Raw genomic sequence first — 20,598 nt, forward strand, 5'->3', positions numbered from 1 at the left:
GCGCAACGCCTTATTTTGCGCCGCTTTTGCGGAATTTGACGGCCGTGCCGCAAACGTGTTGCAGCGCGCACGCGGAAGAGGCTCGCTTCATGGTCCCGGCGTCCTTCCGTGGTAATGTCGATTCATCACACGAGCGCACAAGATCATGACAAACGACCGGACACAAAGCACTCAGGCCACGCCAGCCAACGACTTCCCGACTGAATCCTTCGATGATCCCGTCGCCGCCGTCACGCGCCTTTCGGCGATCTACGAGGCGAACACGTCGTTTTTGCGCGATGCCTTCGCGCGCTATCGTCGCAACGAGAATTTCACGCATCGCGTGCGCGCATGCTACCCGTTCGTGCGCGTTCGCACCGAGCTCAATACGCAGATCGATTCGCGCCGCTCGTATGGTTTCGTCGCGGGGCCAGGCATCTTCGAAACCACGCTCACGCGCCCCGATCTCTTCGGCGACTATTACCGCGAGCAATTGCGGCTTCTGGCGAAGAACCATCACGTGGGGATCGAAGTGGGCGTATCGGCGCAGCCGGTTCCGATTCACTTCGCCTTCGCCGAGGGCATTCATCTGGAAGGCGATCTCGACCGCGACCGGCTGCTCGAGATGCGCAACATCTTCGATACGCCCGACCTCGCGCTGCTGGATGACCGCATCGTCAACGGCACCTACGAGCCCGCGCCCGGCGAGCCGCATCCGCTCGCGCTCTTCACGGCCGCGCGGGTGGACTTCTCGCTGCACCGGCTGCGGCACTACACCGCGACGCTGCCGACGCACTTCCAGAATTACGTGCTTTACACGAACTACCAGTTCTATATCGACGAGTTCGTGAAGCTCGGCCGCACGATGATGTCGCGCGCCGACGACGAGCAAACGCGTGCGTACCGCAGCGAGTATTCGTCGTTCGTCGAACCCGGCGACGTCATCACCTACAACGCGAATCTCGGCGAGCAGCTCGAGGACGAAGGCACGCCGCCGGCGCGTCTGCCGCAGATGCCCGCGTATCACCTGAAGCGTGCGGACGGCAGCGGCATCACGATGGTGAACATCGGCGTCGGGCCATCGAACGCGAAGACGATCACCGATCACATCGCCGTGCTGCGCCCGCATGCGTGGATCATGCTCGGGCACTGCGCGGGCCTGCGCAACACGCAGCGTCTCGGCGACTACGTGCTCGCGCACGGCTATGTGCGCGAGGATCACGTGCTCGACGCCGATCTTCCGCTATGGGTGCCGATTCCGGCGCTGGCCGAAGTGCAGGTCGCGCTGGAGAAGGCCGTCGCACAGGTGACGCAGCTGGAGGGCGCGGAACTGAAGCGCGTGATGCGCACGGGAACGGTCGCGAGCGTCGACAACCGCAACTGGGAGCTGCGCGATCATCGCGAGCCGGTGCAGCGGCTTTCGCAAAGCCGCGCGATTGCGCTCGACATGGAAAGCGCGACCATCGCGGCCAACGGCTTTCGCTTTCGCGTGCCCTACGGCACGCTGCTGTGCGTATCGGACAAGCCGCTGCACGGCGAGCTGAAGCTGCCCGGCATGGCCGACCAGTTCTATCGCGCGCAGGTGGACCAGCACTTGCAGATCGGCGTGAAGGCGATGGAGCTGCTGAGGATGAACGGACTCTCCAGGCTTCACAGCCGCAAGCTTCGCAGCTTCGCGGAAGTCGCGTTTCAGTGATCCGGCGAATGGCGAATGCGCGCGGACTTGCCAGGGCCGCGCGCACCGTCATGTCATAGATAGAACATCCGGTCTTCGTCGGACTTGCCTTCGGCCGGCTGTTCCTCCGCTTCCTCGCGGTCCTCGTAGAACTTGAGCACCGCTTCGAGCACCTGGTCGGGGTCGTCGATGACCTGCATCAGGTTGAGGTCCTTGTCGCCGATCACGCCGTTCGTGAGCAGCGTGTCCTTGAACCAGCCGAGCAGGCCTTCCCAGAACTCCGCGCCCACGAGGACGATCGGCACATGGCGCGACTTCTTGGTCTGAATGAGCGTGAGCACTTCGGCGAGTTCGTCGAGCGTGCCGAAGCCGCCGGGCATCACGACGACCGCGTCCGAGTTCTTCACGAACGTCACCTTGCGCGTGAAGAAATGGCGAAAGCGCAGCGAGATGTCCTGCCACTGGTTGCCCGACTGTTCGTGCGGCAGCTCGATGTTCAGCCCGACCGACGGAGACTTGCCCGCGTGCGCGCCCTTGTTGGCCGCTTCCATGATGCCGGGGCCGCCGCCGGAGATGACGGCGAAGCCCGCATCGGAGAACTTCTGCGCGATCTGGATGGCGAGTTTGTAGTAGGGCGACTCGGGTTTCAGGCGCGCCGAACCATAGATGCTGATGGCAGGCCGGATCTCCGAGAGGTACTCGGTCGCCTCGATAAACTCTGCCATAATCGTGAACATCTGCCACGATGCGCGAGCCTTTTTGGCCGTCGCGCGCTCTTGATCTGCGAGCGATCGCAGACTCGGAATCACTTTTCTCTTGTTCATAATGCCTGAAGAACTAAGTCTTGAAGGTAAGACCCTGCTATTGGTCGATGGTTCTAGCTACTTGTACCGGGCCTATCACGCGATGCCTGATCTACGCGGCCCCGATGGTGGGCCGACCGGCGCGCTTTATGGAATGGTGAACATGCTGCGCCGCCTGCGGCGCGAGATCAATGCAGAGTATAGCGCGTGCGTGTTCGACGCAAAGGGCAAGACGTTTCGCGACGACTGGTACGCGGAGTACAAGGCCAACCGGCCCTCGATGCCCGATGACCTCTCGCGCCAGATCGAACCCATCCACGTGACGGTGCGCGCGCTCGGCTGGCCGCTCGTGATGATCGAGGGCGTCGAGGCCGACGACGTGATCGGCACGCTTGCCGTCGCGGCCGAGAAGCGCGGGATGAAGGTGATCGTGTCGACGGGCGACAAGGACTTGGCACAGCTCGTGACGGATCATGTCACCCTCATCAATACGATGACCAACGAGACGCTCGACCGAGCGGGCGTGCTGGCGAAGTTCGGCGTGCCGCCGGAGCGGATCGTCGATTATCTGTCGCTCATCGGCGATACGGTCGACAACGTGCCGGGCGTCGAGAAGTGCGGTCCGAAGACGGCGCTGAAATGGCTCACGCAATACGAAACCCTTGATGGCATCGTCGCACACGCGGGCGAGATCAAAGGTGCGGTAGGAGACAATCTGCGCAAGGCTCTCGACTTCCTTCCGATGGCGAAGAAGCTCGTGACGGTACGCACGGAATGCGACCTGAGCACGCAGATCGAGTCGATCGATGCCACCTTGCCGAGCCGCCCCGAAGCGCGCGACGAACTGCGCGACCTCTTCACGCGGCATGGCTTCAAGACGTGGCTGCGCGAGGTCGAAATTGCCGACGCCGTGGAAGGCCCGACCGATACGCCGCCCGCCGAAACGACCGAGATCGTCCACCACTACGAGGCGGTGCAGACGTGGGAGCAGTTCGACGCGTGGCTCGCGAAGATCGACGCGGCCGAGCTCACGTCCTTCGACACCGAGACCACCTCGCTCGATCCGATGGTCGCGCAGATCGTGGGGCTCTCTGTGTCGGTGGAACCGGGGCATGCCGCGTACATTCCGGTTGCGCATCGCGGGCCGGATGCGCCCGTGCAACTGCCTCGCGATGAAGTGCTTCAGAAATTGAAGCCGTGGCTGGAAGATGCGTCGAAGAAGAAGGTCGGCCAGCACCTGAAATACGACGAGCAGGTGCTCGCGAACTATGGAATCGAGCTGAACGGCGTCGTGCACGACACGCTCTTGCAGTCGTACGTGCTCGAATCGCACAGGCCGCACGACATGGACAGCCTCGCGCTGCGCCATCTCGGCGTGAAGACGATCAAGTACGAGGACGTCGCAGGCAAGGGCGCGTCGCAGATCGGCTTCGACGAGGTCGCGCTCGACAAGGCTGCCGAGTACGCCGCCGAAGATGCGGACATCACGCTGCGGCTGCATCAGGCGCTCTATCCGCAAGTGGCCGACGAGGAAGGTCTGCTGCGCGTGTATCGCGACATCGAGATGCCGACCTCGCGCGTGCTGCGCAAGATGGAGCGCAACGGCGTGCTGATCGATCGCGAAAAGCTGAACCGGCAGAGCAGCGAGATCGCCACGCGGCTGATCGAACTGGAAGGTGAGGCGTATGCACTGGCGGGCGGCGAGTTCAACCTCGGGTCGCCGAAGCAGATCGGGCAGATCTTCTTCGAGAAGCTGCAACTGCCGGTGGTGAAGAAGACTCCGAGCGGCGCGCCTTCAACCGATGAAGAAGTGCTGCAGAAGCTCGCGGAAGACTATCCGCTGCCGAAGATCCTGCTCGAACATCGCGGCCTGTCGAAGCTCAAGTCCACCTACACCGACAAGCTGCCGCGCATGGTCAACGCGGCTACCGGCCGCGTGCATACGAACTATGCGCAGGCGGTCGCGGTGACGGGGCGCCTGTCGTCGAACGAGCCGAACCTGCAGAACATCCCGGTGCGCACGGGCGAAGGCCGGCGCATCCGCGAAGCGTTCATCGCGCCTCCGGGAAGCGTGATCGTGTCGGCGGACTACTCGCAGATCGAGTTGCGCATCATGGCCCACATCTCCGGCGACGCATCGCTCATGCGCGCGTTCGCAAAGGGCGAGGACGTGCATCGCGCGACGGCATCGGAGATCTTCAGCGTCACGCCGATCGAAGTGTCGAGCGACCAGAGGCGCATCGCGAAGGTCATCAACTTCGGGCTGATCTACGGCATGAGCTCGTTCGGTCTCGCCTCGAACATCGGCATCACGCGCGACGCCGCGAAGCTCTACATCGACCGCTATTTCGCACGCTACCCGGGCGTCGCCGCGTACATGGAGAACACGCGCGCGAGCGCCAGGCAGAAGGGCTTCGTCGAGACGGTGTTCGGGCGGCGGCTTTGGCTGCCCGAGATCAACGGCGGCAGCGGGCCGCGCCGCCAGGCGGCCGAACGCGCCGCGATCAACGCGCCGATGCAGGGCACCGCGGCCGATCTCATCAAGCTCTCGATGATCGCGGTGCAGGACTGGATCGAGGCATCGAAGATCGGGACCAAGATGATCATGCAGGTGCACGACGAACTCGTGCTCGAAGTGCCCGAAGGCGAATTGCCCGAAGTGCGCAAGCGGCTGCCGGAACTGATGTGCGGCGTGGCTGCGCTGAAGGTGCCGCTCGTCGCGGAGGTCGGCGCGGGCGCAAACTGGGAGGAAGCGCACTGATTGTCTGCTGCCCGCATGCCGTGCATGCGGGACACGGGCTTGCGAGCGCGCCGCGCGCTCGCGCACAATGAGCCCGTCGAGGCGAGCCGGAACGCCGATGTCCGAAGAATCAACGTATTCAAGTAACGGCCAAGGGAGAGTTTCAATGCATCGCTTCATCATTGTCGGCGGAGGCGCCGGAGGGCTCGAACTCGCTACGCGTTTGGGCGACCGGTACGGTTCGACGAGCAGCAAGAAGGCGCCGAAGGCTCAGGTCACCCTGATCGACCGCAATCCGACCCATATCTGGAAGCCGCTGTTGCACGAGGTCGCCGCGGGCAGCATGGACCCGTTCACGCAGGAACTCGAATACGCGGCGCAGGCGAACTGGCACGGCTTCGAGTTCCAGCAGGGCGACCTGATCGGGCTCGACCGCGAGGCGAGGCGCATCACGATCGGTCCGCTCGTCGATCACGAGGCGGGCGAGCTGCTGCCGCAGCGCGAACTCGAATACGACACGCTCGTGCTCGCCATCGGCAGCACGACGCATTACTTCGGCGTGCAGGGCGCGCAGGAATATTCAATCGCACTCGACACCGTCGGTCAGGCCGAACTCTTTCGCAAGCGCCTGATCGCGGCGTGCATGCGCGCCGAGCATCGCGCGCCGGAGCCGGTCGCCGAGGGCGGGGCCGGTCAGCCGCGCATTCAGGTGGCGATCGTCGGCGCGGGCGCGACAGGCGTGGAACTGTCGGCGGAGTTGCGCAACACGGCGCACGTGCTGTCGGCCTACGGCCTGCACAAGCTCGATCCGAAACACGACATCGGCATCGCGCTGATCGAAGCCGGACCGCGCATCCTGCCGGCGTTGCAGGACCGCGTGTCGTTGGCAACCGCCGACCTGCTCACGAAGCTCGGCGTAACGCTCCTGACGGGCGAGACGGTGGCCGAGGTATCGCGCGACTCGATCCGCACGGCGAGCGGCAAGACGATCCGCGCCGACCTGACGGTCTGGGCCGCGGGCATCAAGGCGCCGGCCGTGCTCGCCCAGCTCGGCGGCCTGCCCACCAACCGTCTCGGCCAGCTCAACGTGCGGCGCACGCTGCAGACCGAAGTCGACAACGACATCTTCGCGCTTGGCGACTGCGCGGCCTGCCCGTGGCCGGGCAACGAGCGCAACGTGCCGCCGCGTGCCCAGGCGGCGCACCAGCAGGCGAGTTTTCTGCTCAATGCGCTCGCGCGCAGGCTCGAAGGCAAGCCGCTGCCCGAGTACACGTATCGCGATTTCGGCTCGCTCGTGTCGCTCGGGCACTACAGCGCGGTCGGCAATCTGATGGGCGGTCTGATCGGCGGGAACATGCTGATCGAAGGGCTCTTCGCGCGCTTCATGTACATGTCGCTGTACCGGCTGCACGTCGCGGCGCTGCACGGCTATCCGCGCATGGTGCTCGATACCTTCGCGCACTGGCTGCGGCGCTCCACCGCGCCGCGGGTCAAGCTGCACTGAGCGCAGCGGGCGCCGGGTGGCTCCGCTTCCGGCGTCTTGCTTCGACTCGCTCCGCCTTTTTGTCGGCCGGCCGCAAAGCTGTTTAGAATGAGCGGCGCGCGTTTCTGCGTCTTGTGCCGCGCGGCTCGCGGCGTGCGGCGAATGCCCGCGCGTGGCGCAAGTTCCAAGGCGTGGTTCAACGGTCGATCGAACCACGCCGAGCCTTCGTCGTTGCAGCGCCGCGCGTGGGGAAGCCTGGATTCACGGCGCGCGGTTTCCGGTTCAGTGCCGCCTGCGCGCCGCTCGCGAAGCGCGTGCTGCGGCTTGTCGCGGCCTTCGCCGCAGGAGCTTCGTATGCTTACGCCTGAAGTCGACAGCCTTATCCCGCACGTCCCGTTCAACCGCCGCACCTTCCTCAAGGCCACCTTCGGCACCGGCTTCGCGGCCGCCGTGCTGCCGGTCTCGGCGCAAACCATCCATACCGATACCGAAGGGCTGGAAGCCGGGGCGATCGGCGTGCGCGGCGCAGACGGCACGCTCATTCCCGCCTATCGCGCGCAGCCGAAAGGCAGGACGAAGCTGCCCGTCATCATCGTGATCCATGAAATTTTCGGCGTGCACGAGCACATCGCCGACGTCTGCCGGCGCTTCGCGAAGCTGGGCTATCTGGCGATCGCGCCGGATTTCTTCACCCGGCAGGGCGACGCGACGAGCGTGCAGTCGATCCAGCAGATCAACGACCAGATCGTCTCGAAGATACCGGACTCGCAGGTGATTTCGGACATCGACGCCACCGTCAAATGGGCAGGCGAGCACGGCGGCGACCTGAACAAGCTCGGCATCACGGGGTTCTGCTGGGGCGGGAAGTACGCATGGCTCTACGCGGAACACAATCCGCGCCTGAAGGCGGCGGTCGTCTGGTACGGACGGGTCACCGGCAACAGGACGGCCAACAATCCCAGCTATCCGATCGACAACGTCGCCGAGCTGAAGGCGCCTGTGCTTGGCCTCTACGGCAAGCAGGACCAGAGCATCCCGCAGGACACGCTCGAGCAGATGAAGCAGGCGATCGCGAACGGTCCGGCGGTCGCGCGGGGCTCGCAGTTCGTCGTCTACGAGGACGCGCCGCACGCGTTTTTCGCCGACTACCGCCCGAGCTATCGCAAGGCCGACGCCGAGGACGGCTGGCGCCGCGCCCTTGCCTGGTTCAAGGAGCACGGCGTCAAGTAGCGCGCGATCAGGGCGTCGCGCCCGTTGCCACGGGGCGCGACGGATTCGCGCACCACTCGCTCCACGAGCCGGGGTAGAGCGCCGCGCCGTGCAGGCCGGCGATCTCCATCGCGAGCGCGTTGTGGCACGCGGTCACGCCCGAGCCGCATTGCAGCACCACGCGGTCCGGCGCGGTGCCGCCAATGGCCGCACCGAACACCTCACGCAGGTCGTGGGCGCTCTTGAAGCGGCCGTCGGCGGCGAGGTTGTCCTTGAAGTAATGATTCAGCGCGCCCGGGATGTGGCCGCCCACCGGGTCGATGGTCTCGTTCTCGCCGCGATACCGGTCGGCGGCGCGGGCGTCGATCAGCAGATGGTCGCGCGTGGTCAGATTGCGCTCGACAGCCTGGACGTCGACGGTCACCGCGAGCGGCTTGCCCGCCTTGAAATTGCCCGGCGCCTTCGCCGGCACCTGCGTGTCGAGCGGCTGGCCGGCGGCTTCCCAGGCCAGCAGGCCGCCGTCGAGCAGCGCGACGGAATCGTGCCCGAGCCAGCGCAGCAGCCACCACAGGCGCGCGGCGTACATGCCGTCCTGCGCGTCGTAGGCAATGACCTGCTGCCCTTCGTTCAGCCCGAAGCCCGCGAGCGTTGCCACGAGCGCCGCGCGGTCCGGCAGCGGGTGCCGCCCGTTCGTGCCGGTCTTCACGCCGGACAGGTCGCGGTCGAGATGCAGGTAGTGCGCGCCCGGCAGATGGCCTGTCGCGTACGCGGCCTCGCCCGCCCCGGGTGCGGCGAGGTCGAAGCGGCAATCGAAGATCAGCGCGCTGCCGGGCGCGGCGGCGAGGCGTGCGGCCAGATTGGCGGCGGAAATCAGCGTGGTGTGGTGGGTGTGCGGCATGACAGCTCCTGATGCGGACGCCGCGGCTGCCGTTGCAGAAGGATTGCAGAAGGGCCGGGGCTTTCGAATAGTGGTACCAGTTAGTCTAAACAAAAAAAGACGGGCAAGACGGGCCTAAAACCCGTGGTGCCCGTCTTTTCCTGATGAGCGCTTGCCGCTCAGATCGTGCCCAGCTGATGCCGCAGGAATTCGTGGAAGTGCTGCATGCCCGATTCCATCGGGCTTTGATACGGCCCGACCTGCGATTCGCCGCGCGACATCAGCGCGCGCCGTCCGGCGTCCATGCGTTCGGCGATCTCGTCGTCTTCGCGGGCGGTTTCCATGTACGCGGCGCGTTCCGCTTCGACGAACTCGCGCTCGAAGAGCGCAATTTCCTCGGGGTAGTAGAACTCGACGATATTCGTGGTCTTCTGCGCGCCGCGCGGAATGAGCCACGACACGACCAGCACGTGCGGATACCACTCGATCATGAGGCCGGGGTAGTACACCATCCAGATCGCGCCGAAATCGGGCGGCCTGCCGTTGCGGAACCGCAGCACCTGGTCGTGCCACTTCCGGTACGTCGGGCTGCCGGGCTTCTCGAGATTCTTGTGCACGCCGACCGTCTGGACGCTGTACCAGTCGCCGAATTCCCAGGTCAGGTCGTCGCACGAGACGAAGCTGCCGAGGCCCGGATGGAACGGCGCGACGTGGTAGTCCTCCAGATACACCTCGATGAAGGACTTCCAGTTGTAGTTGCACTCGTGCACCTCGACGTGATCGAACATGAAGCCCGAGAAATCGAAGTGTTTCGCCGTGCCGAGGCGCGCCAGATCCGCCGCGACGTCGCGGCCCTGCGCCTCGAAGAGCAGTCCCTGCCAGTTCTGCAGCGGCGTGGCGCCGAGGTTGAGGCAGGGGTTGTCGGCGAAATGCGGCGCGCCGAGCAGCTGCCCGTTCAGGTCGTAGGTCCAGCGGTGCAGCGGGCAGACGATGTTGTCGGCACTGCCGCGCCCGTTCAGCATGATTGCCTGCCGGTGCCGGCAGACGTTCGACAGCAATTCGATATTCGATTGCTGATTGCGCACGAGCACGCGCCCTTCGCCTTCGCCAGGAAGAGCGAAATAGTTCCCCGCTTCGGGAACCATGAGTTCGTGCCCGACGTAGCGAGGGCCCTGCTTGAATAGTGTTTCGAGTTCGCGCGTAAGAAGCGCTTCGTCAAAGTAAGCCGTGACTGGCAGCTGGCTATGAAAAGCCTTCAGCTGCAATGCATTGCTCAGATTGGACATTCCCACTCCCGATGAAAACGTGAAAGCAGTGAACAACCCAACCATCGAAGAATCGATTTAGGGAGCCCGCGATTATACCCAAATCCCCCTCCTTGGGGCGCTTAAGGTCTTGATTTGGGTCAAAATTGCGCCGGGAGTTCCGCGCGGTCAGGGGCGATTGCGGACGCGGGCCGCCGGGGGCCGCACGCGCGGCGCATGCACGCCGGACGGGGTCCCGGCAGTCATGGCAAGGGGGCCGAGGCCGAAAAATCGGCTTTTGCCGTAGAATGTGCGACTTGTTCCCAAAATCCGATTCCAGACCAACGATTCATGGCGAAAACCGCAACGCAGGAAGCTGCCGCCAGCACGCCGGGCGCGGACGGCGCGCCGCTTCCGGACAATTACGAGGCGGCGCTGGCAGAGCTCGAGGGACTGGTCGGGCGCATGGAAGGCGGCGCCCTGAGTCTCGAGGAATCGCTCGCAGCCTACCGCCGCGGTGCGGCGCTTGTGGGCTTTTGCCAACAACAGCTCGAAAAAGTCGAGCAGCAGGTGCGCGTGCTCGATGGTGAAACACTGAAGCCGCTGCCCGCCGACGTGCAGCGTGCGACCCAGAATGCCGGGCCAACCGCCGACAACGGGGACGACCTATGACCTTCGAACAATGGATGCGCGCCAGTCTCGACCGTGTCGAGACGGCCCTCGAACACTATCTGCCGGGCGTCGACGTCGCCCCGGCCCGGTTGCACGACGCGATGCGCTACGCCGTGCTCGGCGGCGGCAAGCGCGTGCGGCCGCTTCTTTGCCACGCCGCCGGCGAACTGACCGGCGCCGAGGCGGCCGCGCTGGAAGCGGCGAGCGCCGCGCTGGAAATGATCCATGTGTATTCGCTCGTGCATGACGACATGCCTGCGATGGACGACGACGCGCTGCGTCGCGGAAAGCCCACGGTACACATCCAATATGACGAAGCGACGGCACTGCTCGTCGGCGATGCGCTGCAGTCGCAGGCGTTCATCACGCTGACGGCTGCCGGCAACGCGCTCTCCGACCGCCAGCAGGCCGCGCTCGTGCGCGAACTGGCGGTGGCGAGCGGCTCGATCGGCATGGCCGGCGGGCAGGCGATCGACCTCGGAAGCGTCGGACAAAAGCTGTCGCGGCCCGAGCTGGAAACAATGCATCGGAAGAAAACGGGCGCGCTGCTGCGCGCCTCCGTGCGCATGGGCGCGCTCGCGGGCGAGGCGCCCACCGAGGCGTCGCTCAGGGCGCTCGACGATTATTCGGCCGCGGTCGGCCTCGCGTTCCAGGTGGTGGACGACATTCTCGACGTCACCGCCGACTCCGCGACCCTCGGCAAGACCGCCGGCAAGGACGCGAAGGACGACAAACCGACCTACGTGTCGATCATCGGACTCGACGCGTCGCGCGAACTTGCTGCCCAGCTGCGCCGCGACGCGCATGCCGCCCTCGAACCCTTCGGCGCGCGCGCCCAGCGCCTCGCCGAACTTGCCGACCTGGTCGTGAACCGGGTGCATTGAACGTTGAATGCGTGAAATCCGCCGGCGGCGCCGAAACGGCGTTTGATCGGACCACGGAACCGCGCCAGTTTTCCTACAATGGGACGACGATGTACGACTTGCTGAAAACCATCGACGATCCGGCTGCCCTGCGCGCCCTCGATCGCCGCCAACTACAACCGCTTGCCGACGAACTGCGGGCCTACGTGCTCGACAGCGTGTCGCAAACGGGCGGCCATCTGTCGTCGAATCTCGGCACGGTCGAGCTCACGATCGCGCTGCACTATGTATTCGACACACCCGGCGACCGTATCGTCTGGGACGTCGGCCATCAGACCTATCCGCACAAGATCCTGACCGGCCGCCGCGACCAGATGCCCACGCTGCGCCAGCTCGGCGGCATATCGGGCTTCCCGCGCCGCAGCGAGTCCGAATACGACACGTTCGGCACGGCGCACTCGAGCACGTCGATTTCGGCGGCGCTCGGCATGGCGATCGCGAGCAAGCTGCAGGGCGACAACCGCTTCTCGATCGCCGTGATCGGCGACGGCGCGATGACAGCCGGCATGGCCTTCGAGGCGATGAACAACGCCGGCGTCTGCGACGACGTGCCCCTGCTCGTGATCCTGAACGACAACGACATGTCGATTTCGCCGCCGGTAGGCGCGTTGAATCGCCATCTCGCGCGCCTGATGTCGGGCCGTTTCTACGCCGCGGCGCGCGCCGGTGTCGAGCGCGTGCTGCGCGTCGCGCCGCCGATGCTCGACCTCGCCCGCAAGCTCGAAGAGCACGCGAAGGGCATGATCGTGCCGGCCACGCTCTTCGAGGAGTTCGGCTTCAACTACATCGGCCCGATCGACGGGCACGACCTCGATTCGCTGATCCCGACCTTGCAGAACATCAAGGAGCTGCGCGGCCCGCAGTTCCTGCACGTCGTGACGAAGAAGGGCCAGGGCTACAAGCTCGCCGAGGCCGATCCGGTGCTGTACCACGGACCGGGCAAGTTCAATCCGGCCGAAGGCATCAAGCCGTCCGCCGCGCCGTCGAAGAAGACCTACACGCAGGTGTTCGGCGAGTGGCTCTGCGACGCCGCCGCGCAGGATTCGCGCGTTGTCGGCATCACGCCGGCCATGCGCGAGGGCTCGGGCATGGTCGAGTTCGAAAAGCGCTTCCCGGACCGCTATTTCGACGTCGGCATCGCCGAGCAGCATGCGGTGACCTTTGCGGGCGGGCTCGCCGCCGACGGCATGAAGCCGGTCGTCGCGATCTACTCGACGTTCCTGCAGCGCGCCTACGACCAGCTGATCCACGACGTCGCGCTGCAAAACCTGCCGGTGGTGTTCGCCATCGACCGCGCGGGCCTTGTCGGCGCGGACGGCGCGACGCACGCGGGCAACTACGATCTCGCGTTCCTGCGCTGCATCCCGAACATGACGGTAATGGCCGCGTCCGACGAAAACGAATGCCGCCAGATGCTCTACACGGCGCTCCAGCAGCCGAATCCGACTGCCGTGCGCTATCCGCGCGGCGCCGGAACGGGTGTCGCCACGGTCAAGCAGATGACCGCGATTCCGCTCGGCAAGGGCGAAATCCGCCGTGAATCGTCGCAGAAGCTCGGCTCGGGCAAGCGCATCGCGATTCTCGCGTTCGGCACGATGGTCGCGCCGTCGCTCGCCGCGGCCGGGGAACTGGACGCGACCGTCGCCAACATGCGCTTCGTCAAGCCGATCGATACCGACCTGCTGCGCGAACTCGCCGCGACGCACGATGCGCTCGTGACCGTCGAGGAAGGCGCGATCATGGGCGGCGCGGGCTCGGCCTGCGTGGAAGCGCTGCTGGCGAACGGCGTCGTCAAGCCGGTGCTGCAACTCGGCCTGCCCGACGTGTTCATCGACCACGGCGATCCGGTCAAGCTGCTCGCGAGCGTCGGGCTGGATGGCGCAGGCATCGCGAAGTCGATCAACGAGCGCTTTCTCGCCGCAGTCGATGTCGCCGCGGTCGGTGTCGCGGCTGGCAAGCTGACCAAGCGCGTCGCCTGAATCTTCGTACGGATGCGCGCCCGGGGAAGGCGTGCATCCGGCCCCCGAACCGACACTACGATCCTTGGCGAATGCGCGAGGTCGCTACCCCTTTCACGCCCCGCGCCCCGGCTACGCGCGGTGAATGAGGACATGAACAAATGAATCAGATGAATCCCGCCTTCGTGATGCCCGACGTGCAAAGCTCGCCCGACACGCGCCAGATCCCGATTCAGCGCGTCGGCGTGAAGGCCGTGCGGCATCCGCTGACCGTGCGCACGCGAAGCGGCGAAGCGCAGCCGAGCGTCGGCGTGTGGAATCTCGACGTTCATCTTCCGGCCGACCAGAAGGGCACGCACATGTCGCGCTTCGTCGCGCTGCTCGACGAGCATCGCGAGCCGCTCGAACTCGCGTCGCTGCGTGCGATGCTCGTGTCGATGCTGGAGAAGCTCGAGGCGCACGCGGGGCGCATCGAAGTGTCGTTCCCGTATTTCGTGATGAAGACGGCGCCGGTGTCGGGCGTGCAAAGCCTGATGGACTACGAGGTCACGCTGGCGGGCGAGTTGCGCGACGGTGAAACGCGCGTCACGCTGAAGGTGCTCGTGCCGGTGACGAGCCTGTGCCCCTGCTCGAAGAAGATCTCGCAATACGGCGCGCACAATCAGCGCTCGCATGTGACGATCGCCGCCGAACTCGCGGCTGACATGCCGGTTGAAGACCTGATCGCCATTGTGGAAGAGGAAGCGTCGTGCGAACTGTGGGGCCTGCTCAAGCGCCCGGACGAGAAGTTCGTGACGGAGCGCGCCTACGAGAATCCGAAGTTCGTCGAGGATCTCGTGCGCGATGTCGCCACCCGGCTGAACGGCGACGCGCGCATCGCCGCGTATGTGCTGGAAGCCGAGAATTTCGAGTCGATCCACAACCACAGCGCGTACGCCGTGATCGAGCGGGACAAGCGGGTCTGAAAGCCGCCTGATCCCGGCAGGAAAGGCCGATCGACCGATCGGCCTTTTTTTATGCCGCTGCGCGTTCCAGCGCCAGCGGTTCGCCGCGCACGGAATCCAGCAGAATCGACGCGAGCCGCTCGACGGGCGCCGGAGCCGTCGCCGACGCGCGCTGCAGCACGAGCGGTATCGACGGCAGCGCGGGCAGGCCGTGCGAGTCCGCATCGAGGGCGCGCACGGTCGCCGGCAGGCCGTAGCGCGTGCGCACCGTCACCCCCAGCCCGGCGGCGGCCGCCGCCCACAGGCCCGCGAGACTCGCGCTCGTGAACGCCACGCGCCACTTGATGCCCGCCCGGTCGAGCGCCTCCGTCGCGGCGCTGCGAAAGAGGCACTGGCGGTCGAACGCGACGAGCGGCAAAGGCTCGCTTTCATCGCCGCGGCTCCACGGCACTGCCGAAGAGCCGATCCAGCTCATCTGCGGCTCGGCGATGCGCTCGTGCTGACGGGGATCGGCGGCAACGGTCGATGCGCCGCCCCAGACGAGCGCGAGATCCAGCTGGTTCGATTCCACGCGCTCGATCAAATCGGCGTTGCGCGCCACGCGGGCCTCGATGCTCACTTTCGGATGCGCCCGCGCAAAACGCCCGAGCACATCGGGCAGCACGAACTCGCCGAAATCCTCCTGAAGCCCAAGGCGGATCCACCCTTCGAGATCGACGCCCCGAATCGCCACGGCGGCTTCGTCGTTCAGTTCGATCAAACGTCGCGCATATTGCAGCATCGTCTCGCCGGCTTCGGTCAGGGCAAGCCCGCGGCCGGACTTGCGAAAGAGCGTCGTGCCCGCCTGCTCCTCGAGTTTGCGAATCTGCGCGCTGACAGCGGATGTAGAGCGCCCGACGCGATCCGCCGCCTTCGCGAAACTCCCGAGGTCCATTCCCGCGACAAAGCTGCGCAGCACCGCGAGATCGAACGTGACTTGACTCATGATCAATCGTCCTGTTTTATCGAATGATTGGTTCGATACTTTCTGATATTCAGGATGATCTTATGCCGCGAAACTGGCCGGGTCAAATCCGCTAGAGGACGATCATGGCTACACCCCTGACATGGCGAGCGCAGGCGCGCGGCGAGTCGCACCGGTGGAAGGTGCTGGGCGTCGGCGTCGCGGCGAACGCCAGCTTTTCGGCGGCGTCTGCCGGCATTCCGACGACGGCCGTCTGGCTGCGCGCGGGCTACCACCTCGGCAACGCGGAACTCGGGCTCGTGCTCGGCGCGATGGGGCTGGGCGTCGCGCTGTCCGAACTGCCGTGGGGCCTGCTCACCGACCGCTGGGGCGACCGCCCCGTGCTCCTGACCGGCCTCTTCACCACTGCGGCGGCGCTCCTCGCGATGACGCTCTTCGCCGCGCCGTCCGCGCATCATCCGGTCCCCGGGCTCGGTTGGCTCGTGCTCGCGATGTGCGTCGTCGGGCTGCTCGGCGGCAGCGTCAACGGATCGAGCGGGCGCGCGGTGATGGCGTGGTTTCGCGAAGGCGAGCGCGGGCTCGCGATGAGCATCCGCCAGACGGCCGTGCCGCTCGGCGGCGGACTGGGCGCGCTGATGCTGCCGTGGCTCGCGGCGTCATACGGATTCGCGGCCGTCTACGGCGTGCTCGCCGCGATGTGCGCGCTGTCGGCGGCGTTCGCATGGCGCTGGCTCGACGAGCCGCCGGCCACACGGGCGCATGCCGCCGCCAGGCAGGACGATCCGGCGGCCGGGCCCTTGCGCGACAAAGAGGTGTGGCGCGTGGTGCTCGGCATCGGCCTCTTGTGCGTGCCGCAAATGGCGGTGCTCACCTTCGCGACCGTCTTCCTGCACGACGCGGGCCATCTCGGCATTGCGGCGATCAGCGGCACGATGGCCGCGGTCCAGCTCGGCGCCATGGGGATGCGCATATGGAGCGGCCGTCACACTGACCGCCACGGCAACCGGCGCGCGTATCTGCGCGGCTCGACGCTCGTCGCGGTGGCGTCGTTCATCATGCTCGGGCTGGTGCTGCAGTGCTTCGCGCAGGCGCCGGGTGCGCTGCTGATGGCGATGATCGCGTTCGCGGGCATCTGCGTGTCGGCGTGGCATGGCGTCGCCTACACGGAGCTGGCGACGCTCGCCGGAACCCGCCGCGCCGGAACCGCGCTGGGCATGGCGAACACGGTGGTCTACGCCGGCCTGTTCGTCACGCCGCTCGCGATTCCCCACCTGCTCGTGCTGGGGTCGTGGCCGCTCGTCTGGTTCGCGGTGGCGCTCTGCGCGCTCTTTGCGTTCCCCCTGTTTCCGAGGGCGCGGCGCGATTAAACTGGCTGTCCCGAAACGACAGCCGGAGCCACACCTTGATCCTGATCGGCCAATACGACTCCCCGTTCGTGCGGCGCACCGCCATCGCGCTCACGCTCTACGGGATGCCTTTCGAGCAGAAGCCGTGGTCCGTCTTCGGCGACGCCGGCAAGGTCGCGCAATACAACCCGCTGATCCGCGTGCCGACGCTCGTCCTTGATTCGGGCGAGGTACTGATCGAAAGCGCGATGATCCTCGACTATCTCGACGAGGAAGCGGGCGCCGCGAAGCGGATGATGGCGCCGGCGGGCCCCGCGCGCCGGCAGGCGCAGAAGGTGTGCGCGCTCGCGGCGGGCCTCGGCGACAAGGCCGTCGCGCTCGTCTACGAACGCGTCCTGCACAAGGAGAAGTCGGAAGTGTGGGTGAAGCGCTGCACGGGGCAGGTCGAACGCGTGCTGGATGCGCTCGAAGCCGATCGCGCGGCACGCCCGACGCCATACTGGTTCGGCGACGCCATCGGTCACGCGGACATCGCGGTGGCGTGCGCGCTGCGCTTCGCCCGCGAGGCGCTTCCGGCGCTCTTCACGCAAACGCGCTGGCCGACGCTGATCGCGCATGGCGACCGCTGCGAGACGCTGCCCGCGTTCAAGGCGATCGTCCAGCCGTTCAATCCGCCGAACTAGGCGGCAGCGAGCGACGCGAGGTCCCAGCGCGGCCTGACGGTGAACGCGTAGTCGCGCACGGCCTGCTCCGGCCAGCGCGAGAGGCGCAGCGCGCCGGCGAGCGCGATCATCGCGCCGTTGTCGGTGCAAAGGGAGAGGTCGGGGTAGTACACGTCGAAGCGGCGCTTTTTCGCCGCCGCCGAGAGCGCCTCGCGCAGTTGCCGGTTCGCGCCCACGCCGCCCGCCACGACGAGCCGTTTCAGCCCCGTCTGCTTCAGGGCCGCGAGCGATTTCGCGGTCAGCACGTCTACGGCGGCATCGACGAAACCGCGCGCCAGGTCCGCCTTCGACTGTTCGCAGACGTTCGCGCCGAGCTTCCTGCTGTGCGTGAGCACGGCCGTTTTCAGGCCGCTGAAGCTGAAATCGAGGTCGCCGGAATGGAGCATCGGGCGGGGCAGCGTGACGGCGCCGGGCGTGCCGAATTCCGCCATCCGCGACACCTCCGGTCCGCCCGGATAGCCGAGGCCGAGCAGCTTGGCGGTCTTGTCGAAGGCTTCGCCCGCGGCGTCGTCGAGCGTTTCGCCGAGCGTCTCGTACACGCCGACGTCGGTCACACGCATCAGTTGCGTGTGCCCGCCCGAGACGAGCAGCGCGACGAACGGAAACGGCGGCGGCTCGTCGACGAGCAGCGGCGACAGCAGATGCCCTTCCAGATGGTGGATGCCGACGGTCGGCTTGTCCCACGCCATCGCGAGCGCGTTCGCGATGCTCGCGCCCACCAGCAGCGCGCCCGCGAGCCCGGGACCCTGCGTGAACGCGATCGCGTCGATATCGCCGCGCGCGGCGCCCGCTTCGCCCATCACCTGCTCGAGAAGCGGCAGCGCGCGCCGGATGTGATCGCGCGACGCCAGTTCCGGCACGACGCCGCCGTATTCGCGATGCATCGCGATCTGCGAATGCAGCGCGTGCGAGAGCAGGCCGCGCCCGGTGTCGTAGAGCGCAAGGCCGGTTTCGTCGCAGGAGCTTTCGATGCCGAGGACTAGCATGGGATTGGGCGTCAGGGGAACGTCAAAGTATATCAGCGGCGGTGGGCGGGCGCGGGCCGGCGGGTTGGGCCGGTCGGGCCGGTTACAATGCGCGCCATGGAATCATTCGATATCGCCGTCATTGGCGCCGGCGCGGCGGGCATGATGTGCGCCGCGGTCGCCGGGCAAAGCGGCCGCCGCGTCGTCCTGATCGACCACGCCGAACGCCTCGCCGAAAAAATCCGCATCTCGGGCGGCGGGCGCTGCAACTTCACGAACATCAATGCGGGACCGGCGAACTTTCTGTCGGCGAATCCGCATTTCTGCCGCTCCGCGCTCGCGCGCTACACGCCGCGCGATTTCCTCGCGCTGCTCAAGCAATACCGCGTGAGCTGGCACGAGAAGCACAAGGGCCAGCTGTTCTGCGACGACTCGAGCGAATCCGTCATCGACGTCCTGAAAAGCGAATGCGACGCCGGCCGGGTGGCATGGCGCCGTCCGGTGACGGTCGAGGCGATCCGCCACGGCGGTGAGCACTTTGCGCTCGACACGACCGCCGGCACGATCGGCGCGGCGGCGCTCGTGATCGCGACGGGCGGCCTGTCGATCCCGAAGATCGGCGCGACCGATTTCGGCTATCGCGTGGCGAAGCAGTTCGGCCACAGGCTCGTCGATACGCGGCCGGCGCTCGTGCCGCTCACCTTCGCCGCCGGCGACTGGGCGCCGTTCGCGGCGCTGTCGGGGCTGTCCGTGGAGGTGGAGCTGAGCACGGGGAAGGGCCGGGCGCGCGGTGAATTTTCCGAAGACCTGCTGCTCACCCACCGCGGGCTGTCCGGCCCGGGCGTGCTGCAGATTTCGAGCTACTGGAATCCGTCGGAGCCGATCCAGATCGATTTGCTGCCGGGCGTCGACGCAACCGAAGCGCTGCTCGCCGCGAAAGCCGGCTCGAAGAAGCAGATCGCCACGTTTCTCGCCGAGCACGTTCCGGCGCGGCTCGCGCACACCTGGCTGGAAGCGCAGCGCGTGCCGCCCGAGGCCCGTCTCGCCGATCTCCCCGACAGGACACTCAAGGCGGTCGGTGAGTCGCTGTCGCGCTGGACGCTCACCCCCAGCGGCACCGAGGGCTACCGCAAGGCCGAGGTGACGCGCGGCGGCGTGGACACGCGCGAACTGTCGTCGACGACGATGATGAGCGCGCGCACGCCCGGCCTGTACTTCATCGGCGAGGCGGTAGATGTTACCGGATGGCTGGGCGGCTACAACTTCCAGTGGGCGTGGGCATCGGGTGTCGCGGCGGGGCAGGCGGCCGCCGAATTTGCTCGCGAAATGTCCGTGCGCGCCTGAGCGTGTCGCCCGCAAAGCCAGACGGCACAAGGCTTTTGCGCGGCGGCGGGACGGCCTGCGGCGCGCGCCGCAATCTCGAAATGCCCTGTTTGACCTGCTATACTCAGAAGTTACCGTCACGATGGTGTCATTGGTAAAAATGACGCCGTCAAACAAGCCGGCGAGCCGCTCAACGCCGCAGCCAACCGCGCGGATGCCTTGACCGTCGGGATCGCGCTTTCATGAACGCCGTGCCCGGCGTCCGACGCGCGGCCGCCGGCCGGATCTACTCAATCTTGCAATTGCACCGGGTGAACGATGAGCCTCAAGGACCAGATCAGCGACGACATGAAGGCCGCGATGCGCGCACGCGAAACGGAGCGTCTCGGCACGATTCGCCTGCTGCTCGCCGCGATCAAGCAGCGTGAAGTCGACGAACGCGTGACGCTCGACGACGCGGGCATCACCGCCGTCATCGACAAGATGATCAAGCAGCGCAAGGACTCGATCAGCCAGTTCCAGACGGCCGGCCGCGACGATCTGGTCGCGAAGGAGAGCGCCGAGCTGACGGTGCTGTCCGCCTACATGCCGGAGCAGCTGTCGGCGGAGGCGATCGCCGCCGAGGTTGAGGCCGCCGTCGCTGCAACGGGTGCCGCCGGTCCGCAGGACATGGGCAAGGTCATGGGCGTGCTCAAGCCGAAACTCGCGGGCCGAGCCGACATGACGGCCGTGTCGGCGCAGGTGAAAGCGGCGCTGTCGAAGTAAGCGCGT

At 66.5% G+C, this 20,598-nt stretch carries 17 protein-coding genes; 12 read left to right on the top strand and 5 right to left on the bottom strand.

Annotation, left to right across the window (positions count from 1 at the left end):
• Positions 1 to 145 precede the first annotated feature (145 nt).
• Entirely contained in the window at positions 146 to 1,675 is a 1,530-nt protein-coding gene (locus BG61_RS19250; RefSeq protein ID WP_035931292.1) for an AMP nucleosidase, read from the top strand.
• 53 nt (positions 1,676 to 1,728) lie between these two features.
• Here the strand turns inward: BG61_RS19250 and BG61_RS19255 are convergent, their stop codons facing one another.
• On the bottom strand, positions 1,729 to 2,478 hold the full coding sequence (locus BG61_RS19255; RefSeq protein ID WP_035931289.1) for an LOG family protein: 750 nt from the start codon (positions 2,476 to 2,478) through the stop codon (positions 1,729 to 1,731).
• 1 nt (position 2,479) lies between these two features.
• Here BG61_RS19255 and polA point away from each other — a divergent pair, with 1 nt between their 5' ends.
• From polA to BG61_RS19275, 3 genes are all read left to right on the top strand, one after another.
• On the top strand, positions 2,480 to 5,218 hold the full coding sequence (gene polA, locus BG61_RS19260; protein ID WP_035931287.1) for a DNA polymerase I: 2,739 nt from the start codon (positions 2,480 to 2,482) through the stop codon (positions 5,216 to 5,218).
• Positions 5,219 to 5,363: 145 nt separating this feature from the next.
• Entirely contained in the window at positions 5,364 to 6,701 is a 1,338-nt protein-coding gene (locus BG61_RS19265; RefSeq protein ID WP_035931285.1) for an NAD(P)/FAD-dependent oxidoreductase, read from the top strand.
• Between the two features lie 333 nt (positions 6,702 to 7,034).
• Entirely contained in the window at positions 7,035 to 7,910 is an 876-nt protein-coding gene (locus BG61_RS19275; RefSeq protein WP_035931281.1) for a dienelactone hydrolase family protein, read from the top strand.
• Between the two features lie 7 nt (positions 7,911 to 7,917).
• Here the strand turns inward: BG61_RS19275 and BG61_RS19280 are convergent, their stop codons facing one another.
• Both BG61_RS19280 and BG61_RS19285 read right to left on the bottom strand, forming a co-directional pair.
• Entirely contained in the window at positions 7,918 to 8,787 is an 870-nt protein-coding gene (locus tag BG61_RS19280; RefSeq protein WP_035931279.1) for a sulfurtransferase, read from the bottom strand.
• Positions 8,788 to 8,945: 158 nt separating this feature from the next.
• Positions 8,946 to 10,052, bottom strand: coding sequence for an aromatic ring-hydroxylating oxygenase subunit alpha (locus BG61_RS19285; RefSeq protein ID WP_035931277.1), 1,107 nt, complete (start codon positions 10,050 to 10,052; stop codon positions 8,946 to 8,948).
• A 309-nt stretch (positions 10,053 to 10,361) separates the two neighbouring features.
• On the opposite strand from BG61_RS19285, the gene BG61_RS19290 reads away from it, so the two are divergent.
• The 4 genes from BG61_RS19290 to folE2 all read left to right on the top strand — a co-directional run bounded on the left by BG61_RS19290 (position 10,362) and on the right by folE2 (position 14,528).
• Positions 10,362 to 10,682 (top strand): exodeoxyribonuclease VII small subunit, encoded by a 321-nt coding sequence (locus BG61_RS19290; RefSeq protein WP_035931276.1) that lies wholly within the window; start codon positions 10,362 to 10,364, stop codon positions 10,680 to 10,682.
• The gene (locus BG61_RS19295; protein WP_035931274.1) at positions 10,679 to 11,566 is read left to right on the top strand and encodes a polyprenyl synthetase family protein; all 888 of its coding nucleotides are present in this window, start codon (positions 10,679 to 10,681) and stop codon (positions 11,564 to 11,566) included. Before BG61_RS19290 ends, BG61_RS19295 begins: the two co-directional genes overlap by 4 nt.
• Positions 11,567 to 11,655: 89 nt before the next feature.
• On the top strand, positions 11,656 to 13,584 hold the full coding sequence (gene dxs / locus BG61_RS19300; RefSeq protein ID WP_035931354.1) for a 1-deoxy-D-xylulose-5-phosphate synthase: 1,929 nt from the start codon (positions 11,656 to 11,658) through the stop codon (positions 13,582 to 13,584).
• A gap of 140 nt (positions 13,585 to 13,724) precedes the next feature.
• Positions 13,725 to 14,528: a GTP cyclohydrolase FolE2 gene (gene folE2, locus BG61_RS19305; RefSeq protein WP_035931272.1), complete on the top strand. Its 804-nt coding sequence runs from the start codon at positions 13,725 to 13,727 to the stop codon at positions 14,526 to 14,528.
• Between the two features lie 49 nt (positions 14,529 to 14,577).
• Here the strand turns inward: folE2 and BG61_RS19310 are convergent, their stop codons facing one another.
• Positions 14,578 to 15,492, bottom strand: a complete 915-nt coding sequence (locus BG61_RS19310) for a LysR substrate-binding domain-containing protein (protein WP_035931352.1) — start codon at positions 15,490 to 15,492, stop codon at positions 14,578 to 14,580.
• Positions 15,493 to 15,596: 104 nt separating this feature from the next.
• Here BG61_RS19310 and BG61_RS19315 point away from each other — a divergent pair, with 104 nt between their 5' ends.
• Entirely contained in the window at positions 15,597 to 16,838 is a 1,242-nt protein-coding gene (locus BG61_RS19315) for an MFS transporter (RefSeq protein WP_035931270.1), read from the top strand.
• A gap of 35 nt (positions 16,839 to 16,873) precedes the next feature.
• Positions 16,874 to 17,500 carry a glutathione S-transferase family protein gene (locus tag BG61_RS19320; protein WP_035931268.1) on the top strand — a complete coding sequence of 209 codons (627 nt, stop codon included), beginning with the start codon at positions 16,874 to 16,876 and terminating at the stop codon, positions 17,498 to 17,500.
• On the opposite strand, the gene tsaD is transcribed toward BG61_RS19320, so the two are convergent.
• The gene (tsaD, locus tag BG61_RS19325; RefSeq protein WP_035931267.1) at positions 17,497 to 18,525 is read right to left on the bottom strand and encodes a tRNA (adenosine(37)-N6)-threonylcarbamoyltransferase complex transferase subunit TsaD; all 1,029 of its coding nucleotides are present in this window, start codon (positions 18,523 to 18,525) and stop codon (positions 17,497 to 17,499) included. The genes BG61_RS19320 and tsaD overlap by 4 nt on opposite strands.
• A 96-nt stretch (positions 18,526 to 18,621) precedes the next feature.
• Here tsaD and BG61_RS19330 point away from each other — a divergent pair, with 96 nt between their 5' ends.
• Together BG61_RS19330 and BG61_RS19335 are read left to right on the top strand one after the other, a co-directional pair.
• The gene (locus BG61_RS19330) at positions 18,622 to 19,848 is read left to right on the top strand and encodes a BaiN/RdsA family NAD(P)/FAD-dependent oxidoreductase (RefSeq protein WP_035931266.1); all 1,227 of its coding nucleotides are present in this window, start codon (positions 18,622 to 18,624) and stop codon (positions 19,846 to 19,848) included.
• A gap of 297 nt (positions 19,849 to 20,145) precedes the next feature.
• Positions 20,146 to 20,592: a GatB/YqeY domain-containing protein gene (locus BG61_RS19335; protein WP_035931265.1), complete on the top strand. Its 447-nt coding sequence runs from the start codon at positions 20,146 to 20,148 to the stop codon at positions 20,590 to 20,592.
• Positions 20,593 to 20,598 lie beyond the last annotated feature (6 nt).

It is taken from the genome of Caballeronia glathei, from assembly GCF_000698595.1.
In the GTDB taxonomy this organism is placed as follows: domain Bacteria; phylum Pseudomonadota; class Gammaproteobacteria; order Burkholderiales; family Burkholderiaceae; genus Caballeronia; species Caballeronia glathei.

Excerpts from the sequence above, each read along its gene's own strand:
- tsaD (WP_035931267.1), bottom strand. The coding sequence starts at position 18,525 with ATGCTAGTCCTCGGCATCGAAAGCTCCTGCGACGAAACCGGCCTTGCG.
- folE2 (WP_035931272.1), top strand. The coding sequence starts at position 13,725 with ATGAATCAGATGAATCCCGCCTTCGTGATGCCCGACGTGCAAAGCTCG.
- polA (WP_035931287.1), top strand. The coding sequence starts at position 2,480 with ATGCCTGAAGAACTAAGTCTTGAAGGTAAGACCCTGCTATTGGTCGAT.
- BG61_RS19330 (WP_035931266.1), top strand. The coding sequence starts at position 18,622 with ATGGAATCATTCGATATCGCCGTCATTGGCGCCGGCGCGGCGGGCATG.
- BG61_RS19280 (WP_035931279.1), bottom strand. The coding sequence starts at position 8,787 with ATGCCGCACACCCACCACACCACGCTGATTTCCGCCGCCAATCTGGCC.
- BG61_RS19310 (WP_035931352.1), bottom strand. The coding sequence starts at position 15,492 with ATGAGTCAAGTCACGTTCGATCTCGCGGTGCTGCGCAGCTTTGTCGCG.
- BG61_RS19265 (WP_035931285.1), top strand. The coding sequence starts at position 5,364 with ATGCATCGCTTCATCATTGTCGGCGGAGGCGCCGGAGGGCTCGAACTC.
- BG61_RS19275 (WP_035931281.1), top strand. The coding sequence starts at position 7,035 with ATGCTTACGCCTGAAGTCGACAGCCTTATCCCGCACGTCCCGTTCAAC.
- dxs (WP_035931354.1), top strand. The coding sequence starts at position 11,656 with ATGTACGACTTGCTGAAAACCATCGACGATCCGGCTGCCCTGCGCGCC.
- BG61_RS19290 (WP_035931276.1), top strand. The coding sequence starts at position 10,362 with ATGGCGAAAACCGCAACGCAGGAAGCTGCCGCCAGCACGCCGGGCGCG.
- BG61_RS19255 (WP_035931289.1), bottom strand. The coding sequence starts at position 2,478 with ATGAACAAGAGAAAAGTGATTCCGAGTCTGCGATCGCTCGCAGATCAA.
- BG61_RS19315 (WP_035931270.1), top strand. The coding sequence starts at position 15,597 with ATGGCTACACCCCTGACATGGCGAGCGCAGGCGCGCGGCGAGTCGCAC.
- BG61_RS19250 (WP_035931292.1), top strand. The coding sequence starts at position 146 with ATGACAAACGACCGGACACAAAGCACTCAGGCCACGCCAGCCAACGAC.
- BG61_RS19285 (WP_035931277.1), bottom strand. The coding sequence starts at position 10,052 with ATGTCCAATCTGAGCAATGCATTGCAGCTGAAGGCTTTTCATAGCCAG.
- BG61_RS19295 (WP_035931274.1), top strand. The coding sequence starts at position 10,679 with ATGACCTTCGAACAATGGATGCGCGCCAGTCTCGACCGTGTCGAGACG.
- BG61_RS19335 (WP_035931265.1), top strand. The coding sequence starts at position 20,146 with ATGAGCCTCAAGGACCAGATCAGCGACGACATGAAGGCCGCGATGCGC.